The organism is Streptomyces tibetensis (assembly GCF_040647715.1).
GTDB lineage: Bacteria > Actinomycetota > Actinomycetes > Streptomycetales > Streptomycetaceae > Streptomyces > Streptomyces tibetensis_A.
Window position 1 is genome coordinate 486,097 of record NZ_JBEZCR010000002.1, and the last position, 20,024, is coordinate 506,120.

Here is a 20,024-nt window from a genome sequence, read left to right on the forward strand (position 1 = left end):
TCAGCGGGCGCGTACCTGCCCCTCCACGCCTTCGGTCCCGCCCGCCGCCCCGTCGACGCCTTCGGTCCCGCCCGCGGCACCCTCGACGCCTTCGGTCGCGCCCTCGGCCGCGGCCTGAGGTCCGTCGGGCGGCTCGGCGGCGGGTGCGGCCGTCGTCGCGGCGTTCGAGGCCAGGGTGCGGATCTCGGGCAGGTCGTCGTAGAGGTTCTGTCCGGGGCACTCGGTCGGGTAGCCGTCGCGATGGCCGGAGATGCGGTGGAACGTAACCTTCTGGCCCAGCTTGTACTTGCCGTTGTCGGCACCGGAGGTCAGCACGACCTTCCCGGTCGGGTCGATGCCGTAGAGGCCGAGCTTCCACGCCGCGACCTTCGCGACCGACGCGCGCACCGCGGCGTTCGTGGCCGCCGTGGAGTAGTCGCCGAGCACCGAGACGCTGCTGGTGGAGGTGTTGAACCCGTAGGTGTGCGCGCCGAGGACGGGTTTGTCGATGCCGCCCGCACGTCCCTCGAAGACGGTGCCGCACTTGTCGACGAGGAAGTGGTAGCCGATGTCGTTCCAGCCGTTGCTCTGCACGTGGTAGAGGAACACGCCGCGCACGATCGACGCCGACTGGGAGCAGGTGTAGTCGTTGGTGCCCGCCGTGTGGTGGACGAACATCGCCTTCGTGTTGCCCGTCAGGGTGGGCGGGTCCTTCACCAGGGACTCGTCGGCGCCCCAGGCGGAGCGGGAGGTCACGGTGGGACGCGGGGCCGAGAGCGGCCCGGCGGCGGGCCCGACCGGGTCCGGCCCGGCAGCCGAGGTGTCCACCGGGTCCGGCCCGGCAGCCGGGGTGTCCACCGGGTCCGGCCCGGCAGCCGAGGTGTCCACGGCGTCCGGCTCGACAGCCGAGGTGTGCACGGCGTCCGACCCGGCCTCGGGATCGACCAGTTCGACCCGCAGGCCTTCCGGCAGGCGCGAGCCCGTCACACGCACCTGGACACCGTCCGAGGGCCCGGTCCACAGCGGCTGGGTGCTGCCGCGCACACCGGCCCGGTCGCGGTCGGGGCCGGTCTCGGGCGTCCGGCCTTCGGTGTCCAGGGGGCGCCACGCGGTCCACGCGCCGCTCTTGCGGGACCGGGTGCGCACCTGGGCGCTGCCGTCGAAGACCGCGTCCGGGTCGTCCCAGGTGATGCCGATCAGGCTGAACGGCTCGGTCGTGCGGGGGGCGAGGGACCGGTCGTGGGGGTCGCCGTCCGGCACCCGGACGGTGTGCACACCGTCCGAGGGGGTGGCCCGGGCGGGCTGGGTCAGGCCGAGGGCACCGAGGGCCAGGGCGGTGGCGACGGCGGTGCGCAGGAGGCGGTGTGTCATACGGCGCTCGCCTTTCGTGTGCGGTGGCGTCGCGAGCAGGGGTCCCCGGTACGTCACTTGGCCGAAACCTCTGCGGGGCCGGGCTCCCGAGGACGGCGGGTCGGGTTGACCCGAACGGTCCTCAGGCGCGGCGTCTGACGCGCTGTGACACTTCCGCGGGACGGGCGGGGCGGGTTGACCCGAACGGTCCTCGGACGCGGCGTCTGACGCGCTGTGACACTTCCGCGCGGACCGGCGCTGATCACGTTGGGAGGGCGCGCACTCGGCACGGACGAGGACGGTACTTGGGTCAGGGAGCGGAGCGCCGGCGCGGGCAGGCGTACGACGGGGAACTGGGCGCGGCCGTGGCGCGGGCCCAGCAGGGCGACGAGGCGGCCTTCGCGGCCGCCTACCGGTTCGTGCACCCCGGGCTGCTCGGCTATCTGCGCGGCCTGGTCGGGGACGACGCGGAGGACGTGGCGTCCGACGCCTGGCTGGAGATCGCCCGGGACCTCGGGCGGTTCCGGGGCGACGGGGCAGGCTTCCGGGGCTGGACGGCGACCATCGCCCGGCACCGGGCGCTGGACCACCTGCGCCGGCAGCGGGTGAGGCCCCGCTCGTCCGCGCTGGAACAGGACCTCCTGGACCTGCCCGGACCGCAGAACACGCAGGACCAGGCGCTGGAGGCGCTCTCCACCGCGCACGCCCTGGAACTGGTCCGGGGGTTGCCGAGGGACCAGGCCGAGGCCGTGCTGCTGCGGGTCGTGGTCGGCCTCGACGGTCCTGCCGCCGCGCGGGTCCTGGGCAAGCGGCCGGGTGCCGTACGCACGGCGGCCCACCGGGGTCTGAAACGCCTCGCCGGGCAGCTACGCGCGGAGAGTGTGACGGATGAGGCTCCCCGGACGCTGGGTGAGTCGACGTAGCGGAACCGGTGGTTTCGCTGACGGCCCGGCCGGGTCGCGCGGACCCGGCGCCCTGAACAGGGCGCACCGGCGGGACGTACTGGTGCCCGGCGCCCACGTGGCAGCGGGATGGATCGGATCGAGCAGGGACGGAAACGGACATGGGTGAACGGCCGAGCGACGACGGGCTTTCCGGCCGTGGTTCCCGCCATGCCCTCCTCGACTCCGGCGTGGAGGCGCTGATCGTCGCCTCCCTCGTCCGGGACGGTGTCGACGCCGAGGCCGAGCAGCGGGCCGTGGCCGCCTTCCGGGCCGCCCGCGACGCCCGGTCCCCGCGCACGCGTACCCGCCGCCGGGACGACTGGCGGCCCCGCGAACGGCGTCACCTGGGGCGGTCCCTGAAGACGACGCTCTCCGTGCTGCTCGCGAGCCTCACGCTGGGCGGGGTCGCCGTGGCGGCGATCGGCGTGGCGGGATCGCCGCGGGAAGACACGAACGACGCCCCGGGGCGCCGGCCGGCCCCGAGCAGCACCCCGCGCGACCCGGCGGGACAGCCTCCCGGCGGCAGCCACAGCCCCGGCACCGGATCGGGCCCGGCGCACTCGAAGCGGCCGACTCCCGCTCAGGACACCGAGGCGCACTGCCGCGCCTACCAGAAAGTCCGGCAACGGGGCCAGGTGATGGAGGCGTCGGCCTGGCGGCGTCTCGTTGCCGCCGCGGGCGGTGAGAACAACATCACGGCGTACTGCGCCGAGCAGGCGACCCGGTCCGACGCGCACCCCGGCCGTACAGCCCGACCGGAGCAGGGCACGGGAGCCTCCGGGAACAGCGGCAACGGCAACGGCACCGCCAACGGCAACGGCACCACCAACGGCCCGGGCTCGGCGAACAGTGGCGCCAAGGCCGACAACGGCTCGGGCAAGACCGACAACGGCTCGGGCAAGGCCGACAACGGCTCGGGCAAAGCTGACAACGGCTCGGGCAAAGCCGACAACAACTCGGACGGAGCGGTCAGCGGCTCGGGGGCCGGAGGCGGCAATTCGGCCGCCGGGGACGACGGTTCGGCTGCCGGCAGCGGCGACGGAGAGACGCGGACCGACGGACAGCCCGCTCGGCCCGACGACAGCCGTCCCTGAGGCGACCGGGAAGCCGCAGGACCTCTCGTCACCCGGCCCGGCCCTTCACAGCTCACCTCACACGGCTCACCCCGCACCGCTCTCACCCGGTATCGCTCACCCCGCACCGCGAAGGGAGCGCGGGGGTCGCTGACCGGTCCGGAGTGCAGCCGTGGCCGCCCGTCGGGCAGCCGCCCGTGAAGTGACGGACTGACACCTTCCGTGGCTGGAAAGGCAGTTGAGACGCACGAGAGGCGAAAAGGTTGTGCGCCCTTTTGGCCTCACCTTGGGCACGGGTTCATCACAAAGAGCTGCCGGATGAGCCTGATCTGGGTGCTATTGCAGGCATCGATCCAAGATCGTCTGACCATGGGTCATGGAATGGTCAAGTGCCGGAGTGCCCGCCCGAGGGTGTCCGAACGGCGGGGCCCGCCCGCCCCGTGCCGCTTCACCCGTCCAGTGCCGCCCGGCTTGCAGGTGCGGCCCCGCTTCCCTGCTGAGAGGGCACCTCATGGCCGACGAGATGGTGCGTCAAGCCCAGGTCTTCATCAACCGCGTGTACGGCAGCCGCATCGGCATGACCGTCGAGGAGAACGGGCAGACCGGCTGGCCCACGATGTACGCCCTGACCCGCGCGCTCCAGTACGAGCTCGGCATCACCAACCTGTCGGACAGCTTCGGGCCTGCCACCCTGGCGGCCATCGCGGAGAAGTACGGCAAGATCGACGCCAACAACGTGCCGCACGCCGACTTCTGCCGCATCCTCCAGTCCGCCCTGTACTGCAAGGGCTACGACGGCAGTGGCATCGACGGCACCTACAGCGCCCGCGTCCAGCAGTCCGTCACCCAGCTCAACGCCGACATGGGGCTGAGCGCCGTCTACCCGGGCAGCGCACTGTGGCCGAAGGTCATCAAGGGCCTGTTCAACATGGACGCGTACGTCACCGTCAGCGGCGGCTCCAGCGCCGTTCGCGCGGTGCAGCAGTGGCTCAACGGCCAGTACGTCCTGCGCAAGGACTACTACGTCATACCCTGCGACGGCCACCACTCCCGCGACGTCGCCAAGTCGATGCTCTTCGCCGTGCAGTACGAGATCGGGATGGCGGACGGGGTCGCCAACGGTGTCTTCGGCCCCGGCACCCAGTCCGGCCTCAAGTCCCACACGCTGTCGGTCGGCAGCTCGGGCAACTGGGCCCGGCTGTTCACCGGCGCGATGATCCTCAACCAGCGGCCGGTCGCCTTCGGCAACTTCACCAGCGCGGTCTCCACCGCCGTGCAGAGCTTCCAGTCCTTCGCGAAGCTCCCCGTCACCGGCAACGGCGACTTCCCCACCTGGGCCTCCCTCCTGGTCTCCTACGGGGACCAGAGCCGCAGCGGCGAGGCCTGCGACGGCGTCACCAAGATCACTGACGCCCGCGCGGCGGCCCTCAAGGCCGCCGGGGTGAAGTACATAGGCCGCTACCTCACCAACCCCAGCGCGACCTCCCTGCCCGAGAAGGCCATCCAGCCCGGCGAGCTGGCCACCATCGCCGCGAACGGCCTGCGTTGCTTCCCGATCTACCAGACGTACGGCAGGGACGCCGCCGGCTTCAACTACGCCGCCGGACGGGCCGCGGGCCAGGCCGCCGCCAACGCCGCCCTCGACCACGGCTTCAAGCCCGGCACCCGGATCTTCTTCGCCGTCGACTTCGACGCGCTCGACCACGAGGTGACGTCGAACGTCCTGCCGCACTTCAAGGGCATCGTGGACGCGCTGGCCGCCGACGGCGCGGAGTTCAAGGTCGGCGTGTACGGGCCGCGCAACGTCTGCACCCGGGTCGGTGAGGCCGGGCACTCCACCGCCTCGTTCGTCTCCGACATGTCATCGGGCTTCTCCGGGAACTTCGGCTACCCGCTGCCCGCCGACTGGGCGTACGACCAGATCGTCACCCGCACCGTCGGCTCCGGCGCCGGTGCCATCGAGATCGACGTCAACATCGCCTCCGGCCGCGACACCGGCCAGGCCTCCTTCAACGCGCCCCGGCCGCCGCGCCCCGACGTCGGCTTCGACGGCTCCTTCCTCAACGCGCTGCACGCGGACCTCAGCCGCTACATGCGCAGCATCGGGTACGAGGACGACGGCGGAACCGGTGCCGACGCCCGCCTGTTCACCCACACCCAGTGCTTCGAGACGATCATGTCGCACGACGCGCAGACCACGTCGCTGTCGCGTACGTACAAGATGCGCAAGGCGATGATCCAGACCTCCGCGTACTGGGAGATGCGGCACTACGACCTGATCGACCAGGGCGTGGACCACGCGGTCGCCGAGTACCACCTCAACGGCATCGGCGTGAAGAAGGACTCCTCGACCGGCATCGCGCAGATCAGCGGCGACGTCGGTATCCGGGCCTGGAACCACTGCATCGACAAGGGCTTCGTCACCGGCACCCGTTTGGACCCGACCAAGGACGCCGACATCTGGACCATGTGGCAGAAGGTCAACAAGGACAACGCCTTCGCCATGCGGACCGTGCCCCTGATCCACCTGTGGGGCGTCGACGGCAAGCCGGGCGGCAAGAACCCCCCGGCCGGCGAGACCAAGCTGCGCGCCATGAGCCTGGACTACACCGAGGGCGAGATCTTCGAGATCATCCGCCGCTACCAGGGCTGGGGTACCGAGGCCGAGGCCCACGCCGCCAAACGGATGGGGCTCTACTACATCTTCGAGAAGTACAACAACCTTGTCCGGCAGCTCGCCGGCGGGTGAGGTGGTCGCCATGACCACCTCGTACCCCTCCGTCCTGCCCCTGCTGATCTGCGTCGTCGTCGCCGCCGTCGCGGCCTTCGGCCTCTTCGGATACGGCTTCCCGGCGATCGGCCGGGGGGCCGTGGCGGGCGGCGGCGCGGCGCTCGCCGGAGCCCTCGCCGCGGTCGCCTACATCTGGGGCCTGGTGTCCCTCTTCCTCGACGAGAGCGGCACCGCCCAGGCCTGTCAGGACGCGAACCCCGCGCTGTACGGGCAGGTGAGCGGCTACCGCGTGTCCTACCTGCCGCCCGCCCTGGACTGCCGCCTGTCGTCGGGTGGTTCCTACCCGGCGGCCGTCCCGGACTTCCTCACACCCGTGATGACGGTCTGTGCCGTGATCGCGGTGACGCTCGCCCTGATCGCCGTCGCCGAACGCCGCCACACCACCGCATCCGAGCATCCCGAGAAGAGGACCATGTGAGCGCCACTCCCGCCTCCCCGCTGTCCCGCAGAGGCCTGCTGCTGCGGGCCGCCGCCGTCGCCACCGCCGCGGTGGCGCTCCCGCACTCCCAGGCCCTCGCCTCGCCGGCGTACGCCGCCGAACCGCGGGACTACACCTTCCCCAAGGCCGTCCGTGACGGCGTCGCCCGGGCCGAGGCCCGTAACGAGCGGCTCCTCACCGGGACCCGCTCGGCCAACGGCTGGGACCTGGAGAATGCCGCCGACCAGGGCGGATCCATCTCCTCCAGGCCCGTGCCGGGCACCCCGGTGAAGGACCTCCAGGTCCGGCTCGGCGCTCCCGAGACGATCCTGGTGCACCTCGTCCGCCGCTTCCACTACGAGATCGCCGAGCTCCAGCCCGGCGAGGTCGTGGGCTGGACCGCCCCGAAGGGGCTGCGGGGACCTGCCCGCTGCCTGGCCTCCGGCACGGCCGTCCGCGTCCGGCCCGGCCACTACCCGCCCGGCGCCAAGGGCGGCTACTTCCCCCTGGAACTGGCGGTCCTCCGCGACATCCTCGCCGAACTCGACGGCGTGGTCCGCTGGGGCGGTGACGACCGCGCCGTCGACGAGGCGCTCTTCTACCTCGCCGTCGGCCCCGACGACACCCGTCTGGCAGCCGTCGCCGAACGCCTCCGCGTCGGGGAGGCCACCTCCGGCCAGGGCGCGGGCACCCTCGTGGACGTCCACGACAAGCGCCGCCGATCGGCCGCCGAGGCCCTCGCCCGCCGCCAGCGGAACGCGGCCTGACGCCGCTCCGCGCGCAGCCCCCGGGCTCGTTGCCGAGCCGGGTACCCGATGGATCATCAAGGAGAACCAGTGAAGAGAAACCTCGGCGTGGTCGCCGCAGCGGTGGTCGTGATGGGGGCTTTCATGACCCCGGCCGCCCATGCCACCACGGGCTACGAGAACCAGATGAGCCCGGAGGCCTGTGAAAAGTCCCAGGCGGCGTCCGACTTCAAGTACGCGATCTACTACAACTCGGACTTCGGCGGCGCTTACCGCAATGTCGGCTACAGCGTCTGGGACTTCGCCGACGAGCGCATCGGTGGGGCTCCTCAGGGCGGCACGCAGCCGCTGAAGTTCTGCCACGGCGGAAACGGCAACGGCCAGGGCATCAAGAACAACGCCGCGTCGGTGAAGAACAAGCACTCGACGTATTACGCCGTGACCTATTACAACGCCGGCTACAAGGGCTCCGCGAACTGGGCCAGCCCGAATTCCCAGAGCAACCTCACGGTGACGAAGAACGAGAACGCCTCGTTCGCCTGGCAGACGCTCTGACGCTGTCTGCGTTCCCTTCGTGCTCTGCCGCCGGCCGCACCGCCGGCGGCAGAGCACGGCAATCGACCATTCCGGTAGGTACCCCCCCCATGCATGTGAAGACACGGCGGGCGAGCGCCGTTTCACTGATCGTCGCAGCGACTCTGACATCGGTCGCCGGTTGCTCGGGTGACGCGACGACGAAGCCGTCGGTGGCGACACCGAAGCCCACCGTCGCGTTCGATCCGGCCGACCCCGCGACATGGGTGCTCCCGATCGAGGGATACCTGCCCTCGGAGGCCGAGCAGAAGCAGATCTCGCAGGCCCGGAAGATACTGGTCGGCGACTGCATGAAGGACCTCGGCTTTTCCTGGCAGCCGGCCGCCGACCTGCCGCGCCTCGGCCCCAAGACCCTGGTCGACTGGCGCTACGGCATTCACGACATGGCGCTCGCCGAGGAGCGCGGCTACAAGCCCGCGGCCGATGAGCAGGACGCGTACGACCGGGCCGTCGAAGAGGGCGCCGTGGACGGTACGTCGGGCGACGGCCCGATGAGGCAGGCCCTGGAGGGCACCGCCCCGAAGGTGGGGGGCAAGCCCGTCCCCAAGGGCGGCTGCCTCGGCGAGGCCGACCGTGCGATCTCCGCCGGCGCCGCGAACACCACCGTCGCCCAGACGGTCAGCAACGAGGCCTTCGCCGAGTCCCAGCAGAGCCCCGAGACCGTCGCGGCGTTCAAGGCCTGGTCCGACTGCATGAAGGCGAGCGGTTTCCGCTACGCACGGCCGCTCGACGCCAGCGACGACCCGCGGTTCGGCTCGCGGGACGTCACGCCGCTCGAAATCAAGACCGCGACCGCCGACATCTCCTGTCGTGACAAGACCAAGGTCGCCAGGATCTGGTTCGACGCCGAGGTGAAGATCCAGAACGAGAGGATCGAGTCACGGCCCGAGCAGCTGAACGCCGAGAGAAAGTCGCTGAACGAAGCCGTGAAGAAGGCCGCCGACGTCATAGCGGGTTCCTGATGCGTCCGTCCGGTGAGACCGCTGTCGAGATCGTGCCGCCCGGGAAGCCACGTGGTCCGGGCGGCCTGGCCCGGCGCCGGAAAGCCCTCGGCGGTCTGCTGCTGGCGTGCCTGGTGTGCACGGGGGCCGGCGCGGGCGCAGCGCTCGTCATCAAGTCCCCGGCGCAGGTCGCCGCGGACACGGCGCCTCCGCCACCGGACGTCCTCACGGCGCCGGTGGAGCACCGGGTGGTCTCCCAAGCCCTGATCACCCGTGGGAAGGTCACGGCCTCCCAGCACACCGACGTCTCCTCCGGGCCCGGCGCGGGCGAGGACGCCGGCCGGTCGGTGGTGACGAAGGTCGAGGCCGCTGCGGGCCGCAAGCTCGGCGCCGGGCAGGTGCTCCTCGAAGTCTCGGGCCGCCCGCTGTTCGTCCTCAAGGGCGCCGTTCCCGCCTACCGTGACCTCACCGCCGGCAAGCGCGGCGAAGACGTCGCGCAACTCCAGGCGGCCCTGCGGGACTCCGGCCACCCCACCGGAAGCGACGCCTCAGGGGTCTTCGGATCGGGCACCGAACGGGCCGTCACCTCCTTCTACCGCGCCATCGGTTACGAGGCGCCGGCCACCGAAGCTCCCGTGAGCCGGCCTGCGGTTCCCGAACCCGGCGCAGCGGCGTCCCCGCAGCCCGAGGCATCCCCACCGCCGCAGGCGGCCCCGGCGCCTTCGGCGGCAGCACCTCAGGCCGCGCCGCCGCCCCGCACCGTCCCCGTCCTTCCGATGTCGGAAGTGGTCTTCGTCAAGGCCTTCCCCGCCTACGTCGACGAGGTGCGCGCGAAGGTGGGGGACGAGGCCGGGGGCGGAGGTCTGCTGTCCCTGTCCTCCGGTGCGCTCACCGTCGAGGCTTCCGTGACCCAGCAGGAGAAGGGCATGATCCGCGCGGGTCAGAAGGTGCGGATCTACTCCGACACCGAAGGCCGCGAGTTCACCGGAGAGGTCCGGTCCGTCAGCAGGGAACGCACCACCGCGAAGGACGGCGACGAGGAGTCGGGCGAGCAGAAGTACACGGTCGAGGTGACACCGTCCCGGCCCCTGCCCACGAAACTGAACGGTGAGAACGTGCAGCTGACGGTCGTGGCCGCCGCTTCGCGGACGAAGGTTCTCGCCGTACCCTCGTCGGCCGTCTCCACCGGTGCCGACGGCCTGACCAGCGTCACCGAGAGGACGGGGAAGAAGGAACGCCGGATCCCCGTCACCGTCGGTGTGTCGGGGGACGGGTACGTGGAGATCGTGCCGCGGAAGGGCGCACACCTGGAGCCCGGCGCCCAGGTGGTCGTCGGTGTGCAGGCGCGAGGGACCGTGGGCCGGCCGTGACCACGACGACCTCTCAGGGCGTCGCGGTCATCGAGTTCCGCGGCGTCGGCCTGACCTACCCAGGCCCTCCGGCCGTCCACGCCCTGCGCCCCTGTGACGTGCGTATCGCCGAGGGCGAGTTCGTCACCGTGGTGGGCCCGTCGGGCTCGGGCAAGTCCACCCTGCTGAACATCGCGGGGCTCCTGGACACGCCCACGCACGGCCAGTACCTGCTGAACGGGATCGACACGGCGGCCCTGAGCCCCTCCCGGCTGGCCGCCCTGCGGGGCGAACGGATCGGGTTCGTCTTCCAGGCCTTCCACCTCCTTCCGCATCGCAGCGCACTCGAGAACGTCGAACTCGCCATGGTCTACCGGGCCGTTCACCGCCGGGAGCGCCGTGCGCGGGCCGCCGCGGTCCTGGAGCGCGTGGGCCTCGCCCACCGCGCCGGAGCCCTGCCCACCCAGATGTCGGGCGGCGAACGCCAGCGCGTCGCGGTCGCACGCGCCCTGGTGGGTGAGCCCTCGCTGCTGTTGTGCGACGAGCCGACCGGCAATCTCGACTCCGCCACGTCCGCGTCCCTGCTCGAACTGCTGGACGCCCTGAACCGCGACGGCATGACCATCGTCGTGATCACCCATGACGCTCAGGTCGCCGAGCACGGCCAACGCACCGTCACGATCCGCGACGGCGTGCTCCACGACTCCGCCCAACGGCCGGGGGCGGCATGAGGAAGCGCCGGCACGACGTTCCCGAACGGTCCCGGCTGGCCGTGCGCGACCTGCTGTCCGAAGCCGTGGCCGGCATGCTCCAGCGGCCGGCCCGGTCGATTCTCACCGCCCTCGGCACCGTGCTCGGTGTCGGCGCGTTCATCGCCGTCCTGGGGCTCACCGGAACAGCCAGCTCCCAGATCGACGACCGGTTCAACTCCCTGACCGCCACCGAGGTCGGTATCACGGACGTCGCCCCCGCGACCCCGGCGGCCCGTCAGCCGGCGTTCCCCGAGGACGCCGACGCCCGCATCGCCCGGCTCAACGGCGCGCTCGCCGCGGGGGTGTTCTGGAATGTCCGGCTCGGTCCGGACCAAGCGGTGCGAGCCGCCCCCGTCGGCACGGCCAACGGCGTCGACGCCCGGACCCAGGTGATCGCGGCCTCCCCCGGGCTGTGGCAGGCCTCACGGGCCCGCTTCGTCGAGGGGAGGGCCTTCGACCGCTTCCACGACACGCATCACCAGGCGGTCGCCGTGATCGGCTCGGCCACTGCCGCGCGTCTCGGGATCACGACGCTGCGCACCCGCCCCGCCGTCTTCATCGGCGACACCGCCTTCACCGTGATCGGCATCCTGGACGACGTCGAGCGGAAGCCGGAGCTTTTGATGTCCATCACGGTTCCCCGCTCGGTCGCCGAACGGACCTGGGGTGTTCCCACGGACGAGGGGGCGCAGATGCTGGTCTCGACCCGGCTCGGCGCCGCAGGCCAGATCGCGGACGAGGCAGCCGTCGCGCTGCGCCCGGACCATCCCGAGTACTTCAAGGTGACCCCGCCTCCGGACCCGCGGTCCCTGCGGACGGCGGTCGGCGACGACCTGGGCCAGCTGTTCCTCCTCCTCGCCGGGGTGTGCCTCGTCATCGGGGCGGTCGGGATCGCCAACACCACGCTGGTGGCAGTGCTGGAACGAACCGGAGAAATCGGACTGCGGCGCGCTCTGGGCGCGCGCGGCGTCCACATCACCCTGCAGTTCCTGACCGAGTCCGCGGCACTGGGGCTCGTCGGAGGACTGGTGGGCACCTCGGTCGGCACGGTCGTCGTGGTCGTCGTCGCGGCCCTGAAGGAGTGGACGCCGGTGATCGACCCCGCCACGCTGGCCGTCGCCCCGGTACTCGGCCTCACGGCCGGTCTGCTGGCGGGCGTGTACCCGGCCTGGAGGGCGTCGCGCATCCCACCGGTGGAGGCGCTGCGCCGCTGATGCCGGGCTGCGGACCTGCAGTGCATCGTCGAGTCGCGGAGACGGCCGAGGCCGCCACCCCCCACAGGAGAGGCCCCGGCCGTCGCGCGGTACGGGCCGCGCGGCGACCCGTACTCCCTACAGCGCCCGGGGTGCGTTTTCTGTCACACCCCACCGCGTCACGGCTTAGTTGCATCCTGGACGGACATGGACGGGGAGCGGTTTCAGGTCGTAACGTGCCATTCGCGCCAACGCGAATGCGGTACGACCACCGCAACCACCTGCGGTCCTGATACCGCAACCATCAATCGAGGAATCACAACGGCGAGAACCCGGTCCGCGAGAGCGGCACCGGTCCAGGCGCATAAGGGGTGCGGTGCTGGGGGACGACGCGGAGCTGACCGCCGCGGTGCGCGCGGCACAGGACGGGGACGAGGACGCGTTCCGGACTGTGTACCGCACCGTGCATCCGCGGCTGCTCGGGTACGTACGGACGCTGGTCGGCGACCCCGACGCCGAGGACGTGACGTCCGAGGCGTGGCTCCAGATAGCGCGCGATCTGGAGCGGTTCACCGGCGACGCCGACCGCTTCCGCGGCTGGGCCGCCCGGATCGCCCGCAACCGCGCCCTGGACCACATACGCATGCGCGGGCGCCGGCCCGCCATCGGCGGCGACGAGACCGAGCTGACCGGCCGGGCCGCCGAGTCGGACACCGCCGGCGAGGCCATCGAGGCGCTCGCCACGAACGGCGCGTTCTCCCTGATATCCCGGCTGCCGCAGGACCAGGCCGAAGCGGTCGTGCTGCGGGTGGTGGTGGGGCTCGACGCGAAGACCGCGGCCGAGACGTTGGGGAAGCGCCCGGGAGCGGTCCGCACGGCGGCACACCGGGGCCTGAAGCGGCTCGCCGAACTGCTCGGCGGCGACGCGCAGGCCGATCCGGAATCGGCCGGTGTGCTCGACGCCCTGCCGCCCCCGAGAGAACCGCGCGGCGGTGCGGTGACGTCCGCAGGTGTGACGCACAGCGTCGCGCGGACGCAGAAGGATGTGTGATGGCCGACGAGCAGTACAGGTGGCTGGACCGCGAAACGGCGGAGCGTTTGCTGAGCGGAGAGCCACCCGGAGCTGTCGAAGGCGCCGGCCGGGAGCAGGCCGAACACCTTGCCAGGACCCTCGGCGCGCTGTCCGCCGTACCCCCGCTGACCAGCGATGAACTCCCCGGCGAGGCCGCCGCGGTGGCCGCTTTCCGCAAGGTCCGCGCGGAACGCGCCGATGCGGCCGCAGCCCGTACGGACATCCGGGGGCAGGCCGCCCACCGGGTCGCCGACGCAGGGCTGGTCCGGATCGGAACCCCCGGTGACGGCGGCACCGGCGCCGGCCGGCCGTCCCGCTGGGCCCGCCCCGTACGCCTCGGCCTGGCCGCCACCCTGGCCGTCGGCATGGCCGGCGGGGTCGCCCTCGCGGCCGGAACCGGAGTCCTGAGGGCGCCGTTCGGCGGCGACGAGCCCCGGCCCGGCGCCTCCGTCTCGGCCTCCGTCACCCATCCGGAGCGCCCGCTGGTGTCGCCCTCGCCGAGCGACGCCGTTCAGGGCGGTTCCACTCCCGAGAAGACCCCTCCCCAGGGCGGCGACGAGCAGCGCGAGGACGCCGCCCCGGCGCCGGACGAGCAGAAGGAACGCGGCGGCCGCCGCAGCGAGGTCACCGCGGCCTGCCGCGACCTGCGCGAGGGAAAGCGGCCGGCCCCCGACCGCAGGCGAGCCCTGCGGGACGCGGCGGGCGACCGGCGGGTGTGGCAGTACTGCAAGGACGTGCTGTCCTCGGCCGGCTCCCGCTCGAAGGAGCGCCGGGACGACGACCGCGCGGATCAGGGACACCACCAGGGCAAGGGCGAGGACCGGAACCGGCAGCAGGACCGCACCAAGGACCGCACGCAGGACCACAAGCAGGACAAGGCCGAGCGGAAGGCCGAGAAGCAGGCCGAGAAGCGGTCCGAGAAGCGGCCCGGGAAAGGGGGCGACGACCGTGACTGACGCGGACCGTGGCCCGGCCCGGACTACCGGGACCTCTCCCGCACCGCTGTGACCTGCGGTTTCGTACTCCGTGAAAAGAGGGCGGCCGAGGGTGTGACGTTTTCGGCCGCCCCGGCGCAGTAATGAGTGAGCCGACTGGTCATCGGCCGTCGCACAGAGCCGGGGTTCCCCCCGTACCTACGGCTCGTGCACCGAGCGCGGGCGGGACACGTTCCCCCGGTCCCGCCCGCGCCCCCACCCCCCTGCCCGCTGTCACCAGGACACGACGACCTTGTCGCCGATGCGGACCTGCGCGTACAGCTGTGCGATCGCCGCCTCGTCCCGGACGTTGACGCAACCGTGCGAGGCCCCCGCGTAGCCACGGGCGGCGAAGTCCGCCGAGAAGTGCACGGCCTGGCCGCCGCTGAAGAACATCGCGTACGGCATGGGCGAGTCGTAGAGCGTCGAGACGTGGTCGCGGGACTTCCAGTAGACGGAGAAGACGCCCTCCCGGGTCGGCGTGCCCTGCGAACCGAAGCGGACCGCCATCGTCGACACCGTCCGCCCGTCGACCATCCAGCGCAGCGTCCTGCTGGTCTTGTCGATGCACAGCACCCGGCCGGACCGGCAGCGCGCGTCCGGCGGGTCGGCCTGCTGGCCGCCCATCAGGTAGAGGTCCCAGCGGCCCGGCTCGCGCGTCATGCCCAGCAGCCGCTGCCAGGTGACGGCGTCGGCCTTCCCGGTGCGCGGCAGCCCGCGCTTGCCCTGGAAGCCGCTGACCGCCCGCTGCGTCGGCTCGTCGTACGTCCCGGTCGGCCCCTCGAAGAGCCAGGCGACCTGACGCAGCCGCGCCTGGAGCTCCCGGACGTCGCGGCCGGTGTCGCCGCGTGACCACAGCACGCGGGCCGGGGTGGGAGCGGCCCGGGGCTTGTCGTCGCCCGGCGGCGGCGCGGAACGCGGTGTGGCGCCGCCACCGGCGGGCGTGCGGCCCTGCGACGGGGTGCTGCCGGGCAGCTCGACGTGCACCGGCGAGCGGTGCTTGCCCTCGCCGTCGGGCGTCTGCACCGTGCAGCCGGTCAACGCGGCCAGTACGGCGAGTCCCGCCACGAACGCTCTCCCCATGCCCGTACTACGCACACGGCCCCCCGCTCGTCTCACCGGCACGCCCGGATGTCACCTGAGATGTTCCCCGGACGTGACCCGTCGCGAACCAGGGGGCATGGTGGTGAGCGAGGTCACTGCTCTGCGGGAGGCAACCCACCATGGCGCGTGAGTCGGAGTCCGGACTGCCCATCGAGCCGCTCTACGGTCCGCAGGACCTTGAGGGCTGGGATCCGGCGGAGAAGCTGGGGGAGCCGGGGGCGTACCCGTACACCCGTGGTGTGTATCCGTCGATGTACACGGGCCGCCCCTGGACCATGCGCCAGTACGCCGGTTTCGGCACGGCCGCGGAGTCCAACGCCCGCTACCGGCAGCTGATCGCCCATGGCACCACGGGGCTGTCGGTCGCCTTCGACCTGCCCACCCAGATGGGCCACGACTCCGACGCGCCGATCGCCCACGGCGAGGTCGGCAAGGTGGGGGTGGCCGTCGACTCGATCGATGACATGCGGGTGCTGTTCGGCGGGATCCCGCTCGACCAGGTCTCGACGTCGATGACGATCAACGCCCCGGCGGCCCTGCTGCTGCTTCTGTACCAGCTGGTGGCCGAGGAGCAGGGGGTCGCGGCGGACCGGTTGACGGGCACGATCCAGAACGACGTGCTGAAGGAGTACATCGCCCGGGGCACCTACATCTTCCCGCCCAAACCGTCACTGCGGCTGATCGCCGACACCTTCAGGTACTGCCGGGCCGAGATCCCGAAGTGGAACACCATCTCGATCTCCGGCTACCACATGGCCGAGGCGGGAGCCTCGCCCGCGCAGGAGATCGCCTTCACCCTCGCCGACGGCATCGAGTACGTGCGCACCGCGATCGCGGCCGGCATGGACGTCGACGACTTCGCGCCCCGCCTGTCGTTCTTCTTCGTGGCCCGCACGACGTTGCTGGAGGAGGTGGCGAAGTTCCGTGCGGCGCGACGAATCTGGGCGCGGGTGATGCGTGAGGAGTTCGGCGCGCGGAACCCCAAGTCGCTGATGCTGCGCTTCCACACCCAGACGGCCGGGGTGCAGCTGACGGCCCAGCAGCCCGAGGTCAACCTCGTCCGCGTCGCCGTGCAGGGGCTGGCCGCGGTGCTGGGCGGGACGCAGTCGCTGCACACCAACTCCTTCGACGAGGCCATCGCCCTGCCCAGCGACAAGTCCGCCCGCCTCGCCCTGCGCACCCAGCAGGTCCTCGCCCACGAAACCGACGTGACCGCCACCGTCGACCCCTTCGCCGGGTCCTACGTCATCGAGAGGATGACCGACGACGTCGAGGCCGCCGCCGTGCAGCTGATGGACAGGGTCGAGGAGCTCGGTGGCGCCGTCAACGCCATCGAACAGGGCTTCCAGAAGGGCGAGATCGAGCGCAACGCCTACCGCATCGCGCAGGAGACGGACTCCGGCGAGCGGGTCGTGGTCGGCGTCAACCGCTTCCGGCTCGACGAGGAAGAGCCCTACGAGCCGCTGCGCGTCGACCCGGCCATCGAGACCCGGCAGGCCGAACGCCTGGCCACCCTGCGCGCGGAGCGCGACCAGGCGGCCGTCGACGCGGCCCTGGGCGCGCTGAAGAAAGCCGCCGAGGGCGAGGACAACGTCCTCTACCCGATGAAGGAGGCGCTCAAGGCCAGGGCCACCGTCGGCGAGGTCTGCAACGCGCTGCGCGAGGTGTGGGGGGCGTACGTCCCGTCCGACGTCTTCTGACCTGCGGCCGGGCGGGGATGTCGGACCCGCGTGCGACACTCGTCCGCATGTTCGGTGTCGTCGATCTGCCCACCTACCTGGTGGGCCTTGCCCTGATCATTCTGCTGCCCGGTCCCAACTCGCTGTACGTGCTGTCCGTGGCCGCCCGCCGCGGTGTGCGCGCCGGGTACACCGCCTCGGCCGGAGTCTGGTGCGGGGACACGGTGTTGATGACGCTGTCCGCGGCCGGAGTCGCCTCGCTGCTCCAGGCGAACGCCGTGCTGTTCGCCGTCGTCAAGTACGCGGGGGCCGGATATCTGACCTGGCTGGCCATCGGCATGCTGCGGGCCGCGTGGGGCATGTGGCGGACGCGTGCGGAGCGGACCGCCGGTGACCAGGCGCCCGCGCCCGCCGAGGAGCGGCCCTTCCGCCGCGCCTTCGTCGTGAGTCTGTTCAACCCCAAGGCGATCCTCTTCTTCGTCGCCTTCTTCGTGCAGTTCGTGGACCCGGGGTACGCCTACCCCGCCCTGTCCTTCGTCGTCCTCGGCGCCCTCGCCCAGTTCGCCAGCGTGCTCTACCTCAGCGCGCTGATATTCGGCGGCACCCGGCTGGCCGCCGCCTTCCGCCGCCGCAGGCGCCTGTCGGCGGGGGCGACCTCGGCGGCGGGTGCGCTGTTCCTCGGGTTCGCGGTGAAGCTGTCGCTGGCGAGTTCGTAGCGCACCCGGGCCGGCGGGTACCGCACCCTGCGACGTCAGGACCGTTTCGCGCGGGCCCGCCGAACGGCCCGGGTGAGGACGGGCGGCAGCAGGTCCTTGGCGAGCCGGCGGGTCGGCGACGGGACGGGACGGACCGGCCGCGCCGCACGCGATGCGCTGACCTCGGGGGTGCGCACCGGTGCGGGCTGGGGCTCCACGTAGTGCCGCGAGGGCGGGAAGGCCGGTGGCTTCATGCCCCGGGAACGGGTCCGGATCAGCCGGTGCCCGGCCGCCTCCTGCACGCTCAGTCCGACGTCCGTGCGCAGCCGGAGCGTGGCGAGCAGTTCCTCCTGGAGCGGCTCGGGGTCGCCCCAGGTCGCGTACAGCTTCTGCGTGCTGAGGCAGATGGGGCGCAGACCGCGGTTGAGGACGGCCTCCCAGGCGGCGACCGCGACACCCGGGGTGTGCTCGGACCGGAAGTCGTCCAGGACCACGATGCCCTCGGGCAGCAGGATGTCGTGGGCCGCGCCGATGTCGCCGTACACGTGCTCGTACAGGTGCGAGGCGTCGATGTGGATGAAGCGGCAGGAGTCCGGGGCCACCTTCTCGTCCACCAGGGAACTGGGGCCGGTGATCACCGTGGGCAGGGTGTCGTGGAAGGAGAGGTAGTTCCGCTCGAACGCCTGCTGGGTGAGGGAGGCGTACGACTTGGCCGACTCCGCCTTGTTGGCGTCGTCCGGGGCGTCGCCCTCGAACAGGTCGCAGACCGTGAACCGCTCGCCGTCCTGCAGGTGGTGGCCGAGGAGGATCGCGCTCTTGCCCAGGTAGACGCCGAGCTCCAGCAGGTCACCCTTTGTGCCGGACTTCTTCTGCTGTTCGAGGAACCAGGTGAACAGCGTCTGGTCCAGGGCCGGGAACCAGCCCGGGACGTCCGAGAGTTCGCCGGGATGCGCTTCGATGGCTTGTGCGTGGGTCATGGGACGAGCCTTCTCTCTGAGCGTTGCCCCGATCGACGGCCGGCTGAACGCCCCGTGAACAGCGTCAGCGGGTCTTCGTCAGGGCCGCCCGCAGCCGGGGCGTCAGCGGCTTCTCCACATATTTGTGCAGCAACCACGCCAGCAGCAGCATTGACGCCACCGTCAGTACGAAAGTCACCCCGGACGCCAGCCCCAGACCGCGGTGCAGGGCCTGGATCACCACCCAGCCGAGATGCTCGTGGACCAGATAGAAGGGGTACGTCAGCGCGCCCGCGACCGTGAGCCACCGCCAGTTCACCCGGCCCAGCAGGCCCAGCGCGATCGCGGCGACCGCCACGAAGCCGAACGTGACGACGGCGATGATCCCGAACGAGGAGCGGTAGGAGAAGGCCTCCGGGTCCGGGGCGTGCCACAGCGACTGCACCGCGTAGTGCTGGCCGATCAGCCAGCCGGCGGCGACGATCGACCACCCGTAGACGTCCCGCCGGTCCCGGTGCACGAGGTAGAGGCCGACACCGCCGACGAAGAAGGGCGCGTACTCGGGCATCAGGACGATGTCGAGCAGCGGCATGTTCGCGTTCTCGGCGATCACGGCCGCCAGCAGCCAGCCCGCGCAGAACATGACCACCCGGCGGCGGTTCGCCCCCGGCAGCACGACGCACAGGGCGAACAGGGCGTAGAAGCGGACCTCCGCCCACAGGGTCCAGCACACCCCGAGCACCCGGTCCACGCCCAGGGGCATCTGCAGCATCGTCAGGTTCACCAGGGCGTCGCTCGGCGAGACCGCCCTGTAGGCGACCACCGGCAGTGCGAAGACGCCGGTCACCAGCAGGATCGCCGCCCAGTAGGCGGGCATCAGCCGGGAGGCACGGGAGGCGAAGAACGACTGCAGGGGGCGGCCCCAGCCGCTCATGCAGATCACGAACCCGCTGATCACGAAGAAGACCTGGACGCCGAGGCAGCCGTAGGCGAACAGCGTGTGCAGGGTGGGGAACTGGTCCCGGGGCGAGGTGCCCCAGGCCTGGGCGACCTCACCGCCGCGCCCGCCGTAGTGGTACAGCGCCACCATCAACGCGGCCACCAGCCGCAGTCCGTCGAGGGCGCGCAGCCGCCCGGGGGAGTCGCCTCTGCGCCGTGGGACGGTCGTGGCGCCCGGCGGGTCGACCAGCACGGCGACGCCGGGCCGGGGCTTGCGGGTGCTGACGACCGTCTCGGTCACGCTGGAAACCTCTGTGTGGCTCGTGTGTCCTTTGCCTGAGCCGCCTGTGGGCGGGCGCCTGTCACCCTAGGACGAGAGTTGACGGAATTACGTTCGAAGGCGACAGGCTTCGCCTGCCGGTCCCCATGGGTTCATCTGGATGTCGCCCGGGCCGGTCGCGCCACCGGGCAGGAC

The 20,024-nt window shown here is 71.8% G+C and carries 18 protein-coding genes; 14 read left to right on the forward strand and 4 right to left on the reverse strand.

What is annotated here, in order from left to right:
* On the reverse strand, positions 1-1,350 hold the full coding sequence (locus AB0B29_RS06740) for a peptidoglycan recognition protein family protein (RefSeq protein WP_362234847.1): 1,350 nt from the start codon (positions 1,348-1,350) through the stop codon (positions 1-3).
* A 284-nt stretch (positions 1,351-1,634) separates the two neighbouring features.
* On the opposite strand from AB0B29_RS06740, the gene AB0B29_RS06745 reads away from it, so the two are divergent.
* The 12 genes from AB0B29_RS06745 to AB0B29_RS06800 all read left to right on the forward strand — a co-directional run bounded on the left by AB0B29_RS06745 (position 1,635) and on the right by AB0B29_RS06800 (position 14,158).
* A complete protein-coding gene (locus AB0B29_RS06745; protein WP_362234849.1) occupies positions 1,635-2,252 on the forward strand; it encodes an RNA polymerase sigma factor in 618 nt (205 codons plus the stop codon).
* A gap of 140 nt (positions 2,253-2,392) precedes the next feature.
* A complete protein-coding gene (locus tag AB0B29_RS06750) occupies positions 2,393-3,367 on the forward strand; it encodes a hypothetical protein (RefSeq protein ID WP_362234851.1) in 975 nt (324 codons plus the stop codon).
* Between the two features lie 490 nt (positions 3,368-3,857).
* A complete protein-coding gene (locus tag AB0B29_RS06755; protein ID WP_362234854.1) occupies positions 3,858-6,095 on the forward strand; it encodes a glycoside hydrolase domain-containing protein in 2,238 nt (745 codons plus the stop codon).
* Between the two features lie 10 nt (positions 6,096-6,105).
* Positions 6,106-6,555 (forward strand): hypothetical protein, encoded by a 450-nt coding sequence (locus tag AB0B29_RS06760; RefSeq protein ID WP_362234856.1) that lies wholly within the window; start codon positions 6,106-6,108, stop codon positions 6,553-6,555.
* On the forward strand, positions 6,552-7,322 hold the full coding sequence (locus tag AB0B29_RS06765) for a hypothetical protein (RefSeq protein ID WP_362234859.1): 771 nt from the start codon (positions 6,552-6,554) through the stop codon (positions 7,320-7,322). Before AB0B29_RS06760 ends, AB0B29_RS06765 begins: the two co-directional genes overlap by 4 nt.
* Positions 7,323-7,391: 69 nt before the next feature.
* Complete coding sequence (locus AB0B29_RS06770; RefSeq protein ID WP_362234862.1) at positions 7,392-7,856, forward strand: hypothetical protein; 465 nt, start codon at positions 7,392-7,394, stop codon at positions 7,854-7,856.
* A gap of 191 nt (positions 7,857-8,047) precedes the next feature.
* Complete coding sequence (locus AB0B29_RS06775; RefSeq protein WP_362234864.1) at positions 8,048-8,857, forward strand: hypothetical protein; 810 nt, start codon at positions 8,048-8,050, stop codon at positions 8,855-8,857.
* Positions 8,857-10,206: a peptidoglycan-binding protein gene (locus AB0B29_RS06780; protein WP_362234867.1), complete on the forward strand. Its 1,350-nt coding sequence runs from the start codon at positions 8,857-8,859 to the stop codon at positions 10,204-10,206. Before AB0B29_RS06775 ends, AB0B29_RS06780 begins: the two co-directional genes overlap by 1 nt.
* Positions 10,203-10,916, forward strand: a complete 714-nt coding sequence (locus AB0B29_RS06785; RefSeq protein ID WP_362234869.1) for an ABC transporter ATP-binding protein — start codon at positions 10,203-10,205, stop codon at positions 10,914-10,916. The genes AB0B29_RS06780 and AB0B29_RS06785 overlap by 4 nt, the downstream gene beginning before the upstream one ends.
* Positions 10,913-12,151, forward strand: coding sequence for an ABC transporter permease (locus tag AB0B29_RS06790; RefSeq protein ID WP_362234872.1), 1,239 nt, complete (start codon positions 10,913-10,915; stop codon positions 12,149-12,151). Before AB0B29_RS06785 ends, AB0B29_RS06790 begins: the two co-directional genes overlap by 4 nt.
* Positions 12,152-12,506: 355 nt before the next feature.
* Positions 12,507-13,181, forward strand: coding sequence for an RNA polymerase sigma factor (locus AB0B29_RS06795; protein ID WP_362234875.1), 675 nt, complete (start codon positions 12,507-12,509; stop codon positions 13,179-13,181).
* Positions 13,181-14,158, forward strand: a complete 978-nt coding sequence (locus AB0B29_RS06800) for a hypothetical protein (RefSeq protein WP_362234877.1) — start codon at positions 13,181-13,183, stop codon at positions 14,156-14,158. The genes AB0B29_RS06795 and AB0B29_RS06800 overlap by 1 nt, the downstream gene beginning before the upstream one ends.
* A 252-nt stretch (positions 14,159-14,410) precedes the next feature.
* Here the strand turns inward: AB0B29_RS06800 and AB0B29_RS06805 are convergent, their stop codons facing one another.
* Positions 14,411-15,259, reverse strand: a complete 849-nt coding sequence (locus tag AB0B29_RS06805; RefSeq protein ID WP_362234880.1) for a L,D-transpeptidase family protein — start codon at positions 15,257-15,259, stop codon at positions 14,411-14,413.
* A 140-nt stretch (positions 15,260-15,399) separates the two neighbouring features.
* Here AB0B29_RS06805 and AB0B29_RS06810 point away from each other — a divergent pair, with 140 nt between their 5' ends.
* Together AB0B29_RS06810 and leuE are read left to right on the forward strand one after the other, a co-directional pair.
* On the forward strand, positions 15,400-16,980 hold the full coding sequence (locus tag AB0B29_RS06810) for an acyl-CoA mutase large subunit family protein (RefSeq protein WP_362234883.1): 1,581 nt from the start codon (positions 15,400-15,402) through the stop codon (positions 16,978-16,980).
* Positions 16,981-17,027: 47 nt separating this feature from the next.
* Complete coding sequence (leuE, locus tag AB0B29_RS06815; RefSeq protein ID WP_362234885.1) at positions 17,028-17,675, forward strand: leucine efflux protein LeuE; 648 nt, start codon at positions 17,028-17,030, stop codon at positions 17,673-17,675.
* A 35-nt stretch (positions 17,676-17,710) separates the two neighbouring features.
* Here the strand turns inward: leuE and AB0B29_RS06820 are convergent, their stop codons facing one another.
* Positions 17,711-18,631: a class I SAM-dependent methyltransferase gene (locus tag AB0B29_RS06820; RefSeq protein WP_362234887.1), complete on the reverse strand. Its 921-nt coding sequence runs from the start codon at positions 18,629-18,631 to the stop codon at positions 17,711-17,713.
* Between the two features lie 64 nt (positions 18,632-18,695).
* On the reverse strand, positions 18,696-19,850 hold the full coding sequence (locus tag AB0B29_RS06825; protein ID WP_436845796.1) for an acyltransferase family protein: 1,155 nt from the start codon (positions 19,848-19,850) through the stop codon (positions 18,696-18,698).
* Positions 19,851-20,024: the final 174 nt, after the last annotated feature.